This window comes from Zobellia russellii, from assembly GCF_044597075.1.
Lineage (GTDB): Bacteria > Bacteroidota > Bacteroidia > Flavobacteriales > Flavobacteriaceae > Zobellia > Zobellia russellii.
Map to the genome: position 1 here is coordinate 4015551 of NZ_CP139000.1, position 15974 is coordinate 4031524.

Genomic DNA, 15974 nt, shown 5'->3' on the forward strand with positions numbered 1-15974 from the left:
CTGTTGCTTTGATTTAAGCTTTTAAGGATTCACCCTTTACATGAACATCACGTTGTGGGAACGGAATTTCAATTTCTGCTTCATCAAACCTTCTTTTTACTTCTTCAATAATAAAGAAGTGAGCTGCCCAAAAGACGGAATTCTCTGCCCAGAACCTTAATGTTAGATTTACGGAGCTATCGCCCAAACTATCTACATACACTTCTGGCATGGGGTCTTTAAGTACGTTCTCGTTTTTTTGACAAATGTCTAGCATGATATCTTTAGCGGTTTTGATATTGGAGCTATAGCCAATACCCACCTTTATATTATCGCGTCTTGTTGGCATCGCACTATAATTTACCACGTTGTTATTGGATAATTGTCCGTTTGGTATGATAGCCAATTGGTTGCCAAAGGTGTTTACCTTGGTGTAGAAAATAGTAATTTCCTTTACGGAGCCATCAACCCCCTGAGCTGAAATCCAATCGCCTATTTTAAAAGGTTTGAACAGTAGGATAAGTACGCCACCGGCAAAATTGGAAAGCGAACCCTGTAGGGCCAAACCAATAGCAAGACCGGCAGCACCAATAATAGCAATAAGTGATGACGATTTAACTCCCAATTGGGTTATGACCAAAACAAAAAGTAAGACTTTGAGTGCTATACTTATAAAACTCTGTAGAAAACTTTCTAAGGCTAGGTCATAGTCTTTCTTTTCGAAGAACTTACGGACCATTTTATTCAAAAATCGAATCACCCATAATCCGGCTACCAGAATAATGAGGGCCATAACAACATCGGGCAAGACCTCCCATATCCAATCTATAGCTTTATCAATATGTTCTTGGTAATCTGCAAATTTTTCCATGTACTATTTTTTTTAAGGGAGCAACATACTAAAATCAAAGGCTTCAATCAAACTCAGTTAATTAAACTATTGTTAATCCGGAGTGCAAAAATTAAATGCGTTAATAGTTTGTTTATATGTGCCCAAATTGACTGTGTATCTAGCCTGTGTTTCTGTTGATATACAACTAATCTTAGGGATTCAAGCAATAAAAAAAAGCGTTGTAATAGGATTACAACGCTTTTTTTAGTTTTGGTTTCCGTACTAATTTACCTCAAAGGTAATTTTTACGTTTACTCGATAATTATCCATTTTACCATCTTTAACTGTAGCGCTTTGCTCGTTAATGTAAACGGATTTAATATTCTTTACTGATTTAGATGCTTGGGCAACCGCTTGTTTGGCTGCATCTTCCCAACTTTTATCGGAATTTGCCAATACTTCTATAACTTTTAAAACTGCCATAATACTCTGTTTTTTATGATTCGTTTCAAATTACGAAATTATTGAACAGGATTCTTGATTCTAAACCTATAAAAATTAGTCCATTAGCCATTAATGGCCACTACCTCGTTTACTTTGTCACCCATCATATTTTTCAACATGGTTTCAATTCCATTTTTTAAAGTGAAGGTAGAGGAAGGACAACCGCTACAGGCCCCTTGCAGTATAACATTTACCGTTTTGCTATCTTCTTCATAGGATTGAAAAAGAATATTTCCACCATCGCTGGCAACAGCAGGTTTTACGTACTCTTCTAGGATGTCTACTATTTGTTGAGAAGTGTCATCCAATTCTGCTACAGGTTGATTAGGTGATGAACTATCCTGAGCAGCTTCTTTTGTCTTGGCTATTGCACTTTCGGACACGGCCTCGTTACCATCAGCAAGGTACTCTCGTATGTGCTCGCGCAATTGCATGGTAACATCTTCCCACTCCGCTACATCATATTTGCTAACGGAAACATAGTTAAGGTCAAAGAAAACTTCCTTTACAAATGGAAAATTAAATAGCTGTTTGGCCAATTCCGAATTTTTAGCCTCGTCTATATTTTTGAATTCAAATGCTGCTGGAACAATAGGTTTGTTAGCAACAAATTTCATTACAGATGGGTTAGGAGTAACCTCTGCATAAACCGTAATGGCTACTTTTTTAGTGGTTTCCTCAACTTCGTTTACAACCGGCTCGCCAGCGTTAAGGTACTCTACCAATTGCTGGGCCACTTCATCCTTTACATCTTCCCAGTCTACAATATCATACCGCTCTAGGCCAATAAAGTTTCCCGAGATATATACGGTTTTGATAAATGGAAGATAAAAAAGTTGTTGTGCCAAAGGTGAATTCTTGGCCTCGTCTATATTCTTGAACTCGTAGTTCTTGCTTTTAGTTAAAAAATGATTCGTCTCAAATTTTAGAATCGCTGGGTTGTTGGTTTTAACAACCGTAATTGTGTACTCCTTCATGGTGTCAAAATTTTTGTAAAAATACAACCTATTTTTGAACAGTTCGTATGGAATTGCCTATATAATAATGTTACGTTTCATCCGTTATATCTTATATTTAACCGATCAATCAATCATCCTCTATATCAAACAGATGAAATATCGTTTACTGCTCTTGCTTGCATCCCTATCCTTTGCATTTCAATCTAACGCTCAAGAGGGTATTCCCGTTTATTTTGATTATTTATCCGATAATTATTATTTGGTTTACCCGTCAATGGCCGGTATTACCGAGGGAGGAAAGATAAGAGCTACGGCAAGAATGCAGTGGTTTGATGTTGATGACGCTCCTAATTTACAGACCATAAATGCCAATTTTAGAATTGGGGAAAGTAATAGTGGGGTGGGAGCCATTGTTTTTAATGACGCCAACGGTTATCACGCTCAGACCGGCGTAAAACTGACCTATGCGCATCATTTAAAGCTTGGTGGAGATGGCCGTACTTTAAACCAGTTGTCTTTTGGATTGAGCCCAACGTATTTACAAAGCAGCTTGGATGAAACCGAATTTCGTTCGGCACAACCTGATAATGCTTTGATAGGTAGTAAAATAAGCGAAGGTTACTTTAATGTTGATTTGGGCTTCTCCTATAATTTTATGGAGTTTTACGCCCATTTTGCGGTAAACAATCTGTTAAGTAGTAAGCGTAATTTATATCGTTTTGGCCGACAGGATCCTGCAAATGTGCCCGTAATTGATAATTTACGAAGGTATTTATTTTCTGTAGGATACATTTTTGGTAAGCAAGAATGGCAGCTAGAGCCTTCTATTTTGTTTCAGATGAGTGAATTTACAGAGGAGAAATCTATAGATTTAAATGCCAAAGTATATAAGGATGTAGATTTTGGACGTATCTGGGGCGGACTTTCATACCGTAGAAGTTTTGAAGGCGCCCAGTTTGCAACCGCAGATAGCTTTGGTGAACAGCGATTACAATTGTTTACGCCTATTGTGGGTGCTAATGTTGGAAATTTTATGGTGTCCTATAATTATTCCTATCAATCAGGAAGTGTTGTTTTTGATAATGGGGGATTTCACCAAATAACCTTAGGTTACGATTTTGGTCAAAAAGAACGTAAGTACGATTGTTATTGTCCTGCGGCACAGTAAAGTCATAAATATAACTAGATATAATACAAAAGCATCCCGGTATATCGGGATGCTTTTTTGCTTTAAGATGTAGGAGGTTTATTCTTCCCACTTATAATTTTTCTGAGCTGCTTGCTTTTTAATCGCCTCTAACATTGCATTTTCTAGCTCTCCCTTTTCGCCTTCTTTGTGTTGTTCAGCAATGAATTTTTCACGTTTAGCATTTAATTCTTGAATCTCATTTTTGATTTTACTTCGTTCGTTCTTCTTTTCTTGAACATAAGCTTCCATTTCGGTTTTTGACTTCCCTTTTAGTTCCTTTGGTAGTTCGGTTTCTTCAAGCATGGCAATATCAAAAGACTCATCTTCTAGGGCATCAACTAAATCCCAGTTCTTGTTGTTGTAAAGTCTGGAGCTTTTACTTACGGCTCTTTTTACCGCTACGGCTTCTTCCAGTTCATAAGCGTTGGAGTCTTGAGTACGTTGTTTTTCCATTTTGACACTTCCCATAGCACCGTACGAAATATAGGTCTGGTTTAGTTTGGAATTCAATTGTATAATAACATCGTCGTAAGGTGTATCAATATGAACGACTTTTCTATTGTGGTCAATAGCAATATATTCACCTCCGGTTAAAGTGGCGCCGTTTTTCCAATCGGAGTTAATACCTTGCTCATAGTTCCCGCAGAAAATGGTGTTGACTACAATGTCTTTTTCTTTGGCATTGGTGACCGCGTCCTTATAGTTTAATTTTCCTTGGGTAAACGGCTCGTTACCTGCAATGAAAATCATTTTAAGATTATCGGGATTATCGCCCCAATTCAATTGTTTTAAAGAAGTGTGGATAACCTCGCCGCAATATTCTTCGCCTCCATTGGTGGTCAATGAGAATAGCTTTTCTGAAATCTCGTCCAAGTCTCCACTAAAATTCAATACTTGCTGAATATACCCTTCCCTAGAGGATAGGTTGTCGTTTCCGTATTGATAAAGGGCAATTTGTAATTCCGGGCGTTGCTCGTTGCCACACTTAGCATAGGTGAACTTGTTTACAATGTCCCAAAGTTGAGACTTAGCTTGGTTGATGAGTCCATCCATACTATTGCTAGTATCCAATAAAAGGGCAATTTTAACGGTATTGCTTTTAGGCCTGTCATTTGTATCTGGTAAGAAAACCTGGGCCAATACAGGTTTTGTTGTTTCTTTTTTGGTTTTTAGCTCGCAGCCGTACATGCTTGTTAAAGCAAGTGACATAAAAGCCAATCCTAGAATCTGTCTAATGTTTTTCATAATTTAATTTTTTGAACTCTATTAAGAGGGGATTAATGTTTTTGTAAGTGTTATTGATGAGGTAAAAGTAGAAGCAACTTAATTCTTGTAAAACCTGTTTTGAGTGAAGTGGCCTTTTGGAAGAGGGAACGTTCCTTTTGGGTATGTGAAGCCTTTAAAACAATTCATTTTTCGCCCATTTAGTGACAGATGACGTTTTTTAATGACGCATAATTCAACTAAGTTTACGTTGTACAAATAATCAAATGCAAACAGTTCGCTACATATTGTTTTTCCTTTTTATTGGGTGCTCCACAATGAACTCTTGGGCGCAAAAAGAGGTGCGCAGTAGCAAAATGGCTCAGCCGCAAAGTAGTCTTCATAAAGTATATTTGGATTCTGCCAACTCCTACAAGCAAAGTGATATTAAAAGAAGCATAGATTATATCACCAATTCCATTGCCGTTCTTGGGAAGCAAGCTGATAAAAAATCGCTTTCGGAATCATTGGTCGCTCTGGGTGAAGTATATCAATATCATAAACAATATGACTTGGCCATTACCAATTATAAGGATGCTCTGGAAGCCCACAAATCTACCCGGACCACCTTGCTCTTGGGTGAAGCCTATATTTTGAACAAACAATTTTCTGAAGCGGAAAAAGAACTGCAGCCTTTACTGAAAATAGAAAACCTTAAGCCCGATCAAAAGGTGAGCTTGAACGAAAACTTGGGCGATGCTTACCGTGGATTAGATTTGGCAGATAAAGCCGTAGCTTTTTATGAGGAAGGGTTAATCGTGGCTAGAAAGAACCAGATATCTCCAAAAGTGGCCGATTTAAATTCAAAAATCGCCGATACGTATGCTCAAGATGATAAGTTGGTTGAGGCAGGTGCGTACTACAATAGTTCCTTGCAATTAACCGAAGGTCTGGAGCCCAAGCGAGCAGTACAGGAAAAAGAAAAAGTAGCCGATTTCTACAATCAAAAAAGTCAATATGGTGCTGAAATTGAACTTCGTAAAAAAAGCCTTAACGAATTAAAGACCCTACCTAAGGGAAGAACTACTAAAAAAGAGGCTCGAGGGGATTTTGATTCTATTACCTCGCAACGTATCAATTACAAAATTGCCAGTGCATACATTGCTCAGGACAAGTATGATGAGGCTATTCCATACCTTAAAGAGAGTATAGAAGAGGCAGGTTCGGAGAATGACCTAGTGGTGCAAAAAGATGCAACACGCAAACTTTCCGAGGTGTTTGAATATAAGGGAGACTATCCAAAGGCTTTTGAAACCTATCGTAATTATGTGTCCTTGGTAGATAGTCTGTATGTACAAAAGGAACAGGAAATCTCTAGGGCGGCACTTTTCAATCGTGAAATAGCTTCTAAGCAAAACCGTATTTCTGGTTTGGAGCAAGAAAGAGAGTTGTCTCAAAGCAAATATGACTTAGCGGTAACGGGCCAGCAGCTCATTCAGGAGAGTAATAAGCGCCAAAAGTGGATTATTTATTCCCTGATATTCGGGATGATTTTATTAGGTCTGGCCGCATTTTTCTTTTATCGTAGCAATCAACAACAGAAATTAGCGAACAATCTCTTGGCACTGAAATCGCTACGTTCGCAGATGAATCCACATTTTATTTTTAATGCCCTCAACTCCGTCAACAACTACATCGCAAAGAGTGATGAGCGTAGTGCCAATCGGTTTTTAAGTGAATTTTCAACCTTAATGCGTTCGGTTTTGGAAAATTCCGAAGAAGATTTTATTCCCCTGTCCAAGGAATTGGAATTATTGGAGCTCTATGTAAAGTTAGAGCATTCCCGTTTTCCGGAAAAGTTCAGTTATGAGTTAAATGTAGATAAGGGGCTAGATGTTTCGGCTTTTGAAATTCCGCCTATGTTGCTTCAGCCTTATATAGAAAATGCTATTTGGCACGGGCTTAGATATAAAGATGAAAAGGGGCTTTTAAAAATCGATGTAAAACCAAAAGGGGCAACATCCCTAGAAATAACCATTACTGATAATGGGATAGGTAGAAAAAAATCATCTCAACTGAAAACCCAGAACCAAAAGAAACAAAAATCCAAGGGAATGGGAAACATCAAAAAACGTATTGCCATTCTGAACGATATGTATAAAAATAAGGTAGATGTTGCTATTTCTGACCTTACCAAAGAGGGCTCGGGAACCAAGGTGGTATTCGTTTTACGAAAAGATTGATAAGCTGCTTGTTCAATTAAAATTCCAATATGAAATTAAACGCCATACTTGTAGAGGACGAAGCCAATAGCCGTGAAATATTACGGAACTATCTAGGAAAATACTGTGTTGATGTCAATTTGGTTGGGGAGGCTGCATCTATTCAAGAAGGATTGGAGCTTATACAAAAGCATGAATTGGACCTTGTGTTCTTAGATGTTGAAATGCCTTTTGGCAATGCCTTTGATTTACTGGACCAGTTGCCTAACCGTACGTTTGAGACCGTATTTGTAACAGCCTACAACCAATATGCCATGGATGCCTTGAACAGCCATGCGGCCTATTATCTTATGAAGCCCATAAATATTGATGAATTGATAAAGGCGGTGGAGTATGTTCAAGAAATTAAACAAAAAGAAATTGAGCTGGCGGATACGGTATTACAACCTAAATTGAAATCCGTAGAAGGGAAGATAACCCTCCCGCAGCAAGACGGTTTTCAGGTGCTTAATGTTGCTGATATTCTTTATTGCAAAGCCGATGATAATTATACCGAAATCTATCTAGAGAATAAAAAGATTTTGGTCAGCAAGACCCTAAAGTATTTTGAGGATGCCTTGGCCGGCTTTTCATTTGCTCGCATTCATAAATCATATCTAGTGAATGTTAATGAGGTGGTGAAGTATAGGAAGGGAAAGGGAGGTAGTGTGGTAGTTTCAAACGGAAAAGAGTTATTGGTTTCGGCCTCTAAGAAAAAAGAGTTTTTGGCGTATTTTTAGAACATATAGAATTAGGGTAAAGGAAATTAGGATGATAAAAACGATTAAAGGGAAAACCCCACAATTTGGAGCGGACTGTTTTATTGCCGAGAATGCAACCATTGTTGGTGATGTAACTATGGGAGACCAATGTAGTATTTGGTATAATGCCGTACTTAGGGGAGATGTGCATTTTATAAAAATGGGTAATAAGGTTAATGTACAGGATGGAGCTATAGTGCACTGTACTTATCAAAAATCGCCGACAACAATCGGTAATAACGTTTCAATAGGTCATAACGCCATTGTTCACGGGTGTACTTTAAAAGATAATGTGCTTGTAGGTATGGGAAGTATCATTATGGATGATTGTATTGTAGAGAGCAATAGTATTATAGCGGCAGGAGCTGTGGTTACAAAAGGCACGCATATTCCCTCGGGAAGTGTATTTGCGGGTACACCCGCAAAAAAGATAAAGGACATAAGTCCTGAACTAAGTTCAGGGGAAATAGACCGTATAGCCAATAATTATGTTATGTACAGTAGTTGGTTTAAGGAGTAAGAACAGTGCCCTGTACTTGGGACTTGTACTTAATTTGCTATTTTTGCACGCACTAAAAAATTAAAAAGAATGAACGCATATATATTTCCCGGACAAGGAGCACAGTTTGTAGGTATGGGCTTGGACCTTTATGAAAAATATCCACTGGCTCAAGAACTGTTTGAGCAGGCAAATGAAATTCTTGGTTTTTCCATTACCGATACTATGTTTCAAGGTACCCCGGAAGACCTAAAACAGACCAAAGTTACCCAGCCGGCCATTTTTTTACATTCGGTAATTCTTAGTAAGGTAATGGGTGACAGTTTTAAGCCGGATATGGTTGCCGGTCATTCTTTGGGAGAGTTTTCTGCTTTGGTAGCCAACGGAACGCTAGGTTTTGAAGATGGATTAAAATTGGTTTCGCAGCGTGCTTTGGCCATGCAAAAAGCATGTGAGCTTAAACCGAGCACTATGGCGGCTGTTTTAGGGTTGGAAGATGCTATAGTAGAAAAAATATGTGCAGAGACACCGGGTGTTGTAGTTGCCGCTAATTACAACTGCCCAGGTCAATTGGTGATTTCCGGAGAGGTAGAAGCCATAGAAGCAGCTTGTGTAAGTATGAAAGAAGCAGGAGCAAGAAGGGCTTTGGTACTTCCTGTAGGAGGCGCATTTCATTCACCCTTAATGGAGCCTGCACGAGAAGAATTGGCATCGGCAATAGAAAATACCACTTTTGCAACGCCAAAATGTCCTGTTTATCAAAATGTTACTACCGTAGCGGTAAGTGACTCCACTGAAATTCAAAAGAACCTTATTTCACAATTGACCGCTCCTGTAAAATGGACACAAAGTGTGCAGAATATGGTAAGCGATGGAGCCTCCCTGTTTATAGAGGTTGGCCCAGGTAAAGTGTTGCAAGGGTTGGTTAGAAAAATCGCTCCAGGAGCAGAAAGTCAGTCGGCAGATATCCCAAGTTGATGTTTCATCCGTATATGATGTAGTTCATCCATTAAACCTTGATTTAACCCCAAATTTACGGTTGTGGATGATTTTTTTAGTAATATTGATGCCCATTTAGCCAGGACCTACTTTATTCGCTGTGAATTGAATTTTTGTTCAAAGGACAGTTATGAAATTGAAAAAGAAAAAAGCTCGCTTTGCCCGTAGTTTGAGAGCACATGGCAAAACCGTTCTATTGTTGCTTTTATTTTTAGGTGTTGGCTCCTTGGCCAGTGCTCAAGAGATATCAATTACACGTACAGCCACTGAACCTGCTGAAGGTGGTCCTGCCGGGTCTTTTACGGTTCAGATGACCGGAGGGGGGTTCTTCGCTGCGAGTGCAGTAACTTTAGCGGTTACCGGCACGGCTAATAGCGGGGCTGATTTTCAGGCACTAACTACCTCTTATACCTTCAATTCAGGAAATAGATCGGAACAAGTAGATGTTAATATTAATGATGATCAGCTAGTAGAGCTCGGTGAAACCATTGTTGTTTCTATTGCAAGTGCTACTAATGGGGCTGCAATTAGTGCTACGGACAACAGTGTCAGTTTTACTATTGCGGACAATGATACAGGTACTTTTACCTTAAGCAGAACGCCGGCTACATTAGCTGAAGATGGTGCGGCTACCGCAACCTATACGCTTTCTCTTGATAAGGTAAATGCCACAGGAGCGGCCGTTACCGTTCCCTATAATTTTAATGCGGCGGGAGCAAATCAAGGTACTGCAACATACGGTACGGATTATACAGCTCCTGGTCCTGCAAGTGGTCAATTGGTTTTTCCTAATGGCGGGAATGCCCCGCAGACAATAGTCGTAGACCCTACACCTGATACGGACCCTGAAGCCAACGAAACTATAATCTTAACACTCGGAAACCCAAGTAACACTACACAATTTTCGTACACTCAAATGCCTGTTGCGCAACGCACGGTAACAATTATTGATAATGATTGTGCCGCAGGAGATACCCCACCAACCATAAATGGAAGGGCAAATGCGGTTTGTAACCCTCCTACTGCTACTGTTAATTTAAATACGTACGTAACCGGAGGTGCAAATAGTGCTCCAGCGGGTAGTTCATTACGATGGAGTAATAATGCAAATCCAACTACAGTAGGGGCTCTATTACCTAGCCCTAATATAACTGCTATTGGAACTTATCATGCCGTTTATTGGGCAGATGATAATTCTTGTTTTACGGCCAGTAGCCCTGTTACCATAACTTTTAACACACCACCGTCCGTAGGCACGGTAACTACTCCGTCAAACGCATGTAATAATGCCAATGATGATTTTGGGCCAACTCGTATTCCATTAAATTCATTAATTACAGGTAACGATGCAGGTACATGGACCTATACTTCAGGACCAGCAACGGTTAATCCTACGGGAGCCAATAATCAAGTTAACTTTAGAGGGCAGCCTGCAGGCGCTTATGTTTATACGTTTACAACAACAGGTGCTGAGGCACCTTGTACTAATGATTCTATATCGGTAACTATAAATGTTGATGATTGTGACCCTTGTACCGCTGGAAACGCAGCTCCGGTTCTAGATACGAGTATACAGAGAACTTTTTGTGATGACATAACCACTGGTCTAAACGATTATGCGCCTAATAGTGGGCCTAACGGTACCGTATTGCGTTGGGCAACCGATGATGCGGACCCCACGGGTAGCTTTGTTCCTAATAACAGGCTAAATGATCCTTTGCCAGGTACATATTATGGATTTTATTACGATGCGGTAAACGATTGCGCCAGCCCTTTGTTAACATTAACGCTGGCTCAGAGTGAAACACCGGAAATTACAAGTTCAGCGGGCGACAGTAGATGTGGTCCGGGAAGGGTGGTGCTTAGGGCTACGGCAACCCAAAACGCTACGATTAATTGGTTTACACGTGCTACGGGTGGTTCACCAGTGGGTACAGGAGCTAGTTTTGCCGTTAACAATTTAGCAAGTACAACTACCTATTATGTGGAAGCAGAAGCCAATGGGTGTAAATCATCGCCAAGGGTACAGGTTGAGGCGGTTATTTTTCCTCCTGTTACTGCAGGAGCTCCAGAGGACGCATCTTCTTGTAATGATTCCAACTTTGGAACAACCACATTGGATTTAGATACTACTTTCTCGGAAGCAGCAAGTGCGGGTACATGGGCATGGGCCTCTGGTCCGGCTACTCCTGCTATAAATGGAGAAAATGTAGTAGATTTTCAAGGTTTGCCCAATGGTACATATGTTTTTGAATATACAACCACGGGAGCGCAGGCGCCTTGCGAAAATGAAACAGCGGAGCTTACAATTTCAGTGAGCAGTTGTGATACGGATGACGATGGAGACGGGTTGTTGGGTGGATTAGAATCTACTTTGGGAACCGATCCAAACAATCCGGATTCGGATGATGATGGAATAAACGACGGAGACGAAGTTGGTGATGATTTTGATAACCCTTTAGATGAAGATGGTGATGGTATTATAGATGCGTTGGATTCTAATGTTTTGGATTCGGATTTAGATGGTGTTGTTGATCAGTTAGATCCAGCCAACAATAATGCCTGTATTCCGGATAACTCCAACGGACTTTGTGATACGGACGGAGATGGAATTACCGATGGTCAAGAGGAGGCAGACGGTACCAATCCTCTAGATGCTTGTGATCCCGATATCAATAATGGAAATTGCGATCCTACACCAATAGATCTTCAGGTTGTAAAAACGGTTGATAAGGTCGAAGCCATAGCGGGAGATGAGGTTATTTTTTCCATAGCGGTAAATAATTTGTCCGATAGGGTAGCGAGAAATGTTACTATTGGTGAAATGCTAGAAACCGGCTTTGAGTATAAATCACATACGGCTACAGAAGGAAGTTACATAGTAGCTACTGGTGAATGGACAATTGCCGAGATTCCGGCTAATGGAACAGTAACTTTAAGTATAACTGTTGATGTTCTAGATGGCGGACCATATACCAATGTTGCCGAATTGTTGCAGTCTTTTCCCGTTGATGAAAATCCGGATAATGACAGCTCAGAGGTGACTTTAAATATTGATTTGCCCGAGGGTATTGATTTGGTATTGGAAAAGTTTGCAAGAATAGTTGACCCAGAGGATGCTTTCAGTATAAAAAATAATCTAAGTGAAGTAAACCCTTTAATTGGTGAGGAGGTTGTCTTTACTATAAAGGTTACCAATGAGTCCGAAATTGATGCAGTTTCCGGTATTCAAGTTTTAGATGTCATTGCCGAGGAAAGCGAAAGTGGCTTTGATTATATAGACCATGTAGCTGATAAAGGAGAATATAGTCTTCAAACCGGTTTGTGGACTATTCCTGAACTTATACATAGGGAGGTGGCTACTCTGGAAATAAGGGTTTTGGTTCCTTTAGAAGGAGAATTTATTAATCAAGCTGAAATAATAAGGTCTTCACCTGTAGATAGTGAAGGCAAGTACGAGAATAATATTGATTCGGTACGTGTTAGGGTCTCAAGAAAATCCGATTTAGATCTTGGATTGATTTTTAATCAATTTTCGCCAAATAATGACGGTGTAAATGATGAATTAAAAATCAATAAGTATCAGAGAAATGAAGATGGTACTTTCAATTCAACCCCGGTAGACCTTGTTTACGATATTAAAATTTTCAATAGATATGGAAAAGTGGTTTTCGAGGGCGATCAGATGACCGAGGAAATTATTTGGGACGGAATGTGGGAAGGTAAAGAGGCCCCAGACGGTACTTACTTCTACGTTTTGAATTTAACCTTACAAGAAGAAGTAGAAGGTTTTGATACCAATACCACTAAAAAAGGCTGGATACAGCTCATAAGATAATTTGGATAATGCAGTATAGAACATTAAAATCCTTTTACGGTTACATCTGCTTTGCTATAGGTGTATTGTTCATTTCGGCAAACGGTTTTGCCCAAAAAGAACCACAGTATACGCAGTATATGTACAATATTGGTAGCTTCAACCCTGGTTATGTGGGGTCGGTTCAGAATCCTGAAATAGCAGCTGCCTATAGAGCTCAATGGTTAGATGTAGATGGGTCTCCCCGTACGATTCGCTTAGGTACCAACATACCATTTGCCAATGAAAGAACAGGCATGGGGTTCAATATTATAAGCGACCAATTGGGGCCATCAACTCAGACATATGTAGAGTTGGCTTATTCCTATCAATTTAATGTATCGGATAAAGCAAAGCTTTCTTTTGGTATGGATGCCGGTGGTTCATTCTTAAATGTAGATTTTTCAAAGGGTACGTTCGAAAACCCCGGAGAACCTATCCTAGGGCGTGAGACCATTTCAAAATTTTACCCGACTATTGGGGCTGGTTTCTTCTTGTATGAAGATGATATTTGGTATTTAGGAGCGTCTATTCCCAATTTTTTAACTGATGGGATTTATAATGATGATGTCGCCACGATTATAGAGGATAAAATGCAATTCAATTTTATTGGGGGGTACGTTTTTGATGTTTCGGAAACATTAAAGTTCAAACCCGCTTTTTTATTGAATTATATTAACGGAGCTCCGTTGAACACCAATCTTAGTGCTAACTTTTTGTTTAATGATCGGTTTACAATGGGCGCATCCTATCGTTTGGGGAGTGCCGTTAGCGGTTTAGTTGGCTTTCAGATTACGAGCGGTAGCTTTATTGGTTATTCTTATGATTACAACACAAACCCACTAGGAGAGTTTAGTAGTGGTTCCCATGAAGTTATTCTTAAGTTCTTCTTGGGTAAGGGTGATGGTTCTGGAGGAAGCAACAAGAGCTTAAAAGGAAAACCAAAACAAATAGATACGCCAAGATTTTTCTAATATTAGACTATGAAATTCAAAATCTTCATATTACTTTTTACGTTGACCGTGGTACCTTCGTTCGGTCAAGAAATGACATCTAAGGGCGATAAGTATTTTTATAGTTATGCGTATGAAGATGCTATTTTAGAATATAACAAACAAATGCAAGAGGGTAAGTTCATTACCAACCATCAACTCTTGAATTTGGCCGATTCCTATTTTAAAACGGGAGAATATAATAAAGCATCTAAATTATATTTAGATATTAATAAGAACGATACTATCATGTCTGCACATCGGTTTAATAAGATGTTGCAGAGCTTGGCTAAAATCTCGGAACAGGAAAGAGTAAAGGCCTTTTTGAAGTCCAAAAGCAATGTTCTTGAAAGTGAATTGGTAGAAAATGCTGACTTCAATTATTTACTACAGGATAACAAAGAAACGGAATCTGCAGGGTTCTTTATTTTTACATTGAACGGTAATAGTGAATTTTCCGATTTTTCACCTGCTTTTCACGAAGACAAGTTGCTGTTTAGTAGTGGTAGAAAGAACAAGTCAAAACGTATTTATGGGCCATCTGGGGAGTCGTACTTGGATATTTATGAGGCCGATATAGAAAAGGGTGGAAACATCAGCAATGTTAATGTATACAAAGGCGTGCCAGATTCCCCTTTTCATAAATCAACACCTTTCTACTCCAGTATTACAGGAGGAACGTACTATGTACTTTCCAATGCTAACGGAAAACAACTTTCGTTTGATGAGAAAGGAAAAAATGCACTGGCAATTGGTATGGCATATGAAGGCGGACTTTTTCGGTTTTTGCTAAAAGACTTAAGTACGTCTTTTTATTATCCTTTCTACGATGCGGCAAGCGAAAGATTATATTTTGCTGCAAATTTTGATGATAGTTATGGAGGAACCGACCTTTATTATGTTGTAACCAATAACGGTCAGGTTATGTCCGAACCCATCAACATGGGGCCTAGAGTCAATACTCCTGGAAATGAAATTGCTCCTTTTGTCTACGATAATAGCCTCTTTTTTTCTTCCGATGTTTTTTATGGACATGGGGGTATGGATGTATACCGAAGCAATATTCAGCCAGATAACACCTTAAGTATTCCTGTAAATCTAGGAGAAGGAATCAATACAAAATATGATGAATTTGGCTTTATCATTCGCCCAAGCGAAGGACATGAGCTAATGGGATATTTTTCGTCTAATAGACCAGGAGGTAAAGGTAATGATGATATTTACGGCTTTAAGATAGCAAGTAAACCAGGGCCACGCACACTTATATTTAAGGGTACGGTAGTGAAACCTCCCTACGATACCCCTATAGCTAATGTGGGCGTAACGGTTTTTGATAAGGATGGTGCTGTACTCAGTCAAATGGTTACTAATGCCAATGGTGCCTATCAAGTAGAGATACCCTATACAGATGTGGTTTCCATGGAGATTTCCAAAGATGGTTATTCAACATTTAAAGAGAAATACAATCCAAAGGAATTAGAAGAATTACAGAAGGCGCCATCTCAAATACAGTTGGTCTCTTTAGAGGATATTGTTAGGGAGAAAGAAGGAAAGAATGTGCTAAGCCTGAATAATTTCTATTTTGAGACAGGCAAGAGTAATGTAACCTTGGCCATGACACCGGAATTGGACAAGGTAGTAGATGCCATAAAAAAATTCCCTAAACTTAAAATTTCAATAGAGACCCATACGGATAGTAGAGGAGGTAGCAGTTCTAACAAACGTATATCTGAAAAACGTTCTGCAGCAATAAAAGCGTATTTATTGGCGAACGGAGTGCCAAATGAAAACATTACCAAGGCCGTTGGTTATGGCGAGGAAAAAATCACCAATAACTGTACAAATGGCGTGTACTGTTTAGACTTTTTACATAAGCAAAACCTTAGAACGCTATTTGTTATCGAGAATTATGAGGAACTAAGTAAGTAAGCTTGGTTACT

At 39.4% G+C, this 15974-nt stretch carries 12 protein-coding genes; 8 read left to right on the forward strand and 4 right to left on the reverse strand.

Annotated elements, in window-relative coordinates; all coding sequences use genetic code 11:
• Positions 1-13 precede the first annotated feature (13 nt).
• From SJY45_RS16440 to SJY45_RS16450, 3 genes are all read right to left on the reverse strand, one after another.
• Positions 14-850 (reverse strand): mechanosensitive ion channel family protein, encoded by an 837-nt coding sequence (locus tag SJY45_RS16440; protein ID WP_215438487.1) that lies wholly within the window; start codon positions 848-850, stop codon positions 14-16.
• Positions 851-1093: 243 nt separating this feature from the next.
• On the reverse strand, positions 1094-1294 hold the full coding sequence (locus tag SJY45_RS16445; protein ID WP_215438486.1) for a dodecin family protein: 201 nt from the start codon (positions 1292-1294) through the stop codon (positions 1094-1096).
• A gap of 83 nt (positions 1295-1377) precedes the next feature.
• The gene (locus SJY45_RS16450) at positions 1378-2292 is read right to left on the reverse strand and encodes a NifU family protein (protein ID WP_400072136.1); all 915 of its coding nucleotides are present in this window, start codon (positions 2290-2292) and stop codon (positions 1378-1380) included.
• Between the two features lie 133 nt (positions 2293-2425).
• On the opposite strand from SJY45_RS16450, the gene SJY45_RS16455 reads away from it, so the two are divergent.
• Complete coding sequence (locus SJY45_RS16455) at positions 2426-3442, forward strand: type IX secretion system membrane protein PorP/SprF (RefSeq protein WP_400072138.1); 1017 nt, start codon at positions 2426-2428, stop codon at positions 3440-3442.
• A gap of 78 nt (positions 3443-3520) precedes the next feature.
• Here the strand turns inward: SJY45_RS16455 and SJY45_RS16460 are convergent, their stop codons facing one another.
• Positions 3521-4708, reverse strand: a complete 1188-nt coding sequence (locus SJY45_RS16460; protein WP_400072140.1) for a VWA domain-containing protein — start codon at positions 4706-4708, stop codon at positions 3521-3523.
• A gap of 245 nt (positions 4709-4953) precedes the next feature.
• Here SJY45_RS16460 and SJY45_RS16465 point away from each other — a divergent pair, with 245 nt between their 5' ends.
• The 7 genes from SJY45_RS16465 to SJY45_RS16495 all read left to right on the forward strand — a co-directional run bounded on the left by SJY45_RS16465 (position 4954) and on the right by SJY45_RS16495 (position 15963).
• Positions 4954-6909, forward strand: coding sequence for a histidine kinase (locus tag SJY45_RS16465; RefSeq protein WP_400072142.1), 1956 nt, complete (start codon positions 4954-4956; stop codon positions 6907-6909).
• A gap of 29 nt (positions 6910-6938) precedes the next feature.
• Positions 6939-7667: a LytR/AlgR family response regulator transcription factor gene (locus tag SJY45_RS16470; protein ID WP_400072144.1), complete on the forward strand. Its 729-nt coding sequence runs from the start codon at positions 6939-6941 to the stop codon at positions 7665-7667.
• A 31-nt stretch (positions 7668-7698) separates the two neighbouring features.
• On the forward strand, positions 7699-8208 hold the full coding sequence (locus tag SJY45_RS16475) for a gamma carbonic anhydrase family protein (RefSeq protein WP_400072146.1): 510 nt from the start codon (positions 7699-7701) through the stop codon (positions 8206-8208).
• 69 nt (positions 8209-8277) lie between these two features.
• The gene (gene fabD, locus SJY45_RS16480; protein WP_400072148.1) at positions 8278-9165 is read left to right on the forward strand and encodes an ACP S-malonyltransferase; all 888 of its coding nucleotides are present in this window, start codon (positions 8278-8280) and stop codon (positions 9163-9165) included.
• A 151-nt stretch (positions 9166-9316) separates the two neighbouring features.
• Complete coding sequence (locus SJY45_RS16485) at positions 9317-13024, forward strand: gliding motility-associated C-terminal domain-containing protein (RefSeq protein WP_400072150.1); 3708 nt, start codon at positions 9317-9319, stop codon at positions 13022-13024.
• Between the two features lie 8 nt (positions 13025-13032).
• On the forward strand, positions 13033-14016 hold the full coding sequence (locus tag SJY45_RS16490; RefSeq protein WP_215913990.1) for a type IX secretion system membrane protein PorP/SprF: 984 nt from the start codon (positions 13033-13035) through the stop codon (positions 14014-14016).
• A gap of 9 nt (positions 14017-14025) precedes the next feature.
• On the forward strand, positions 14026-15963 hold the full coding sequence (locus SJY45_RS16495) for an OmpA family protein (RefSeq protein ID WP_400072152.1): 1938 nt from the start codon (positions 14026-14028) through the stop codon (positions 15961-15963).
• The last annotated feature ends 11 nt before the right edge of the window (positions 15964-15974 follow it).

What these genes read in the sequence shown, in the direction of transcription:
- SJY45_RS16450 (WP_400072136.1), bottom strand. Translation starts at nt 2,292, where the DNA reads ATGAAGGAGTACACAATTACGGTTGTTAAAACCAACAACCCAGCGATT.
- SJY45_RS16470 (WP_400072144.1), top strand. Translation starts at nt 6,939, where the DNA reads ATGAAATTAAACGCCATACTTGTAGAGGACGAAGCCAATAGCCGTGAA.
- SJY45_RS16455 (WP_400072138.1), top strand. Translation starts at nt 2,426, where the DNA reads ATGAAATATCGTTTACTGCTCTTGCTTGCATCCCTATCCTTTGCATTT.
- SJY45_RS16465 (WP_400072142.1), top strand. Translation starts at nt 4,954, where the DNA reads ATGCAAACAGTTCGCTACATATTGTTTTTCCTTTTTATTGGGTGCTCC.
- SJY45_RS16490 (WP_215913990.1), top strand. Translation starts at nt 13,033, where the DNA reads ATGCAGTATAGAACATTAAAATCCTTTTACGGTTACATCTGCTTTGCT.
- SJY45_RS16495 (WP_400072152.1), top strand. Translation starts at nt 14,026, where the DNA reads ATGAAATTCAAAATCTTCATATTACTTTTTACGTTGACCGTGGTACCT.
- SJY45_RS16475 (WP_400072146.1), top strand. Translation starts at nt 7,699, where the DNA reads ATGATAAAAACGATTAAAGGGAAAACCCCACAATTTGGAGCGGACTGT.
- fabD (WP_400072148.1), top strand. Translation starts at nt 8,278, where the DNA reads ATGAACGCATATATATTTCCCGGACAAGGAGCACAGTTTGTAGGTATG.
- SJY45_RS16460 (WP_400072140.1), bottom strand. Translation starts at nt 4,708, where the DNA reads ATGAAAAACATTAGACAGATTCTAGGATTGGCTTTTATGTCACTTGCT.
- SJY45_RS16445 (WP_215438486.1), bottom strand. Translation starts at nt 1,294, where the DNA reads ATGGCAGTTTTAAAAGTTATAGAAGTATTGGCAAATTCCGATAAAAGT.
- SJY45_RS16485 (WP_400072150.1), top strand. Translation starts at nt 9,317, where the DNA reads ATGAAATTGAAAAAGAAAAAAGCTCGCTTTGCCCGTAGTTTGAGAGCA.
- SJY45_RS16440 (WP_215438487.1), bottom strand. Translation starts at nt 850, where the DNA reads ATGGAAAAATTTGCAGATTACCAAGAACATATTGATAAAGCTATAGAT.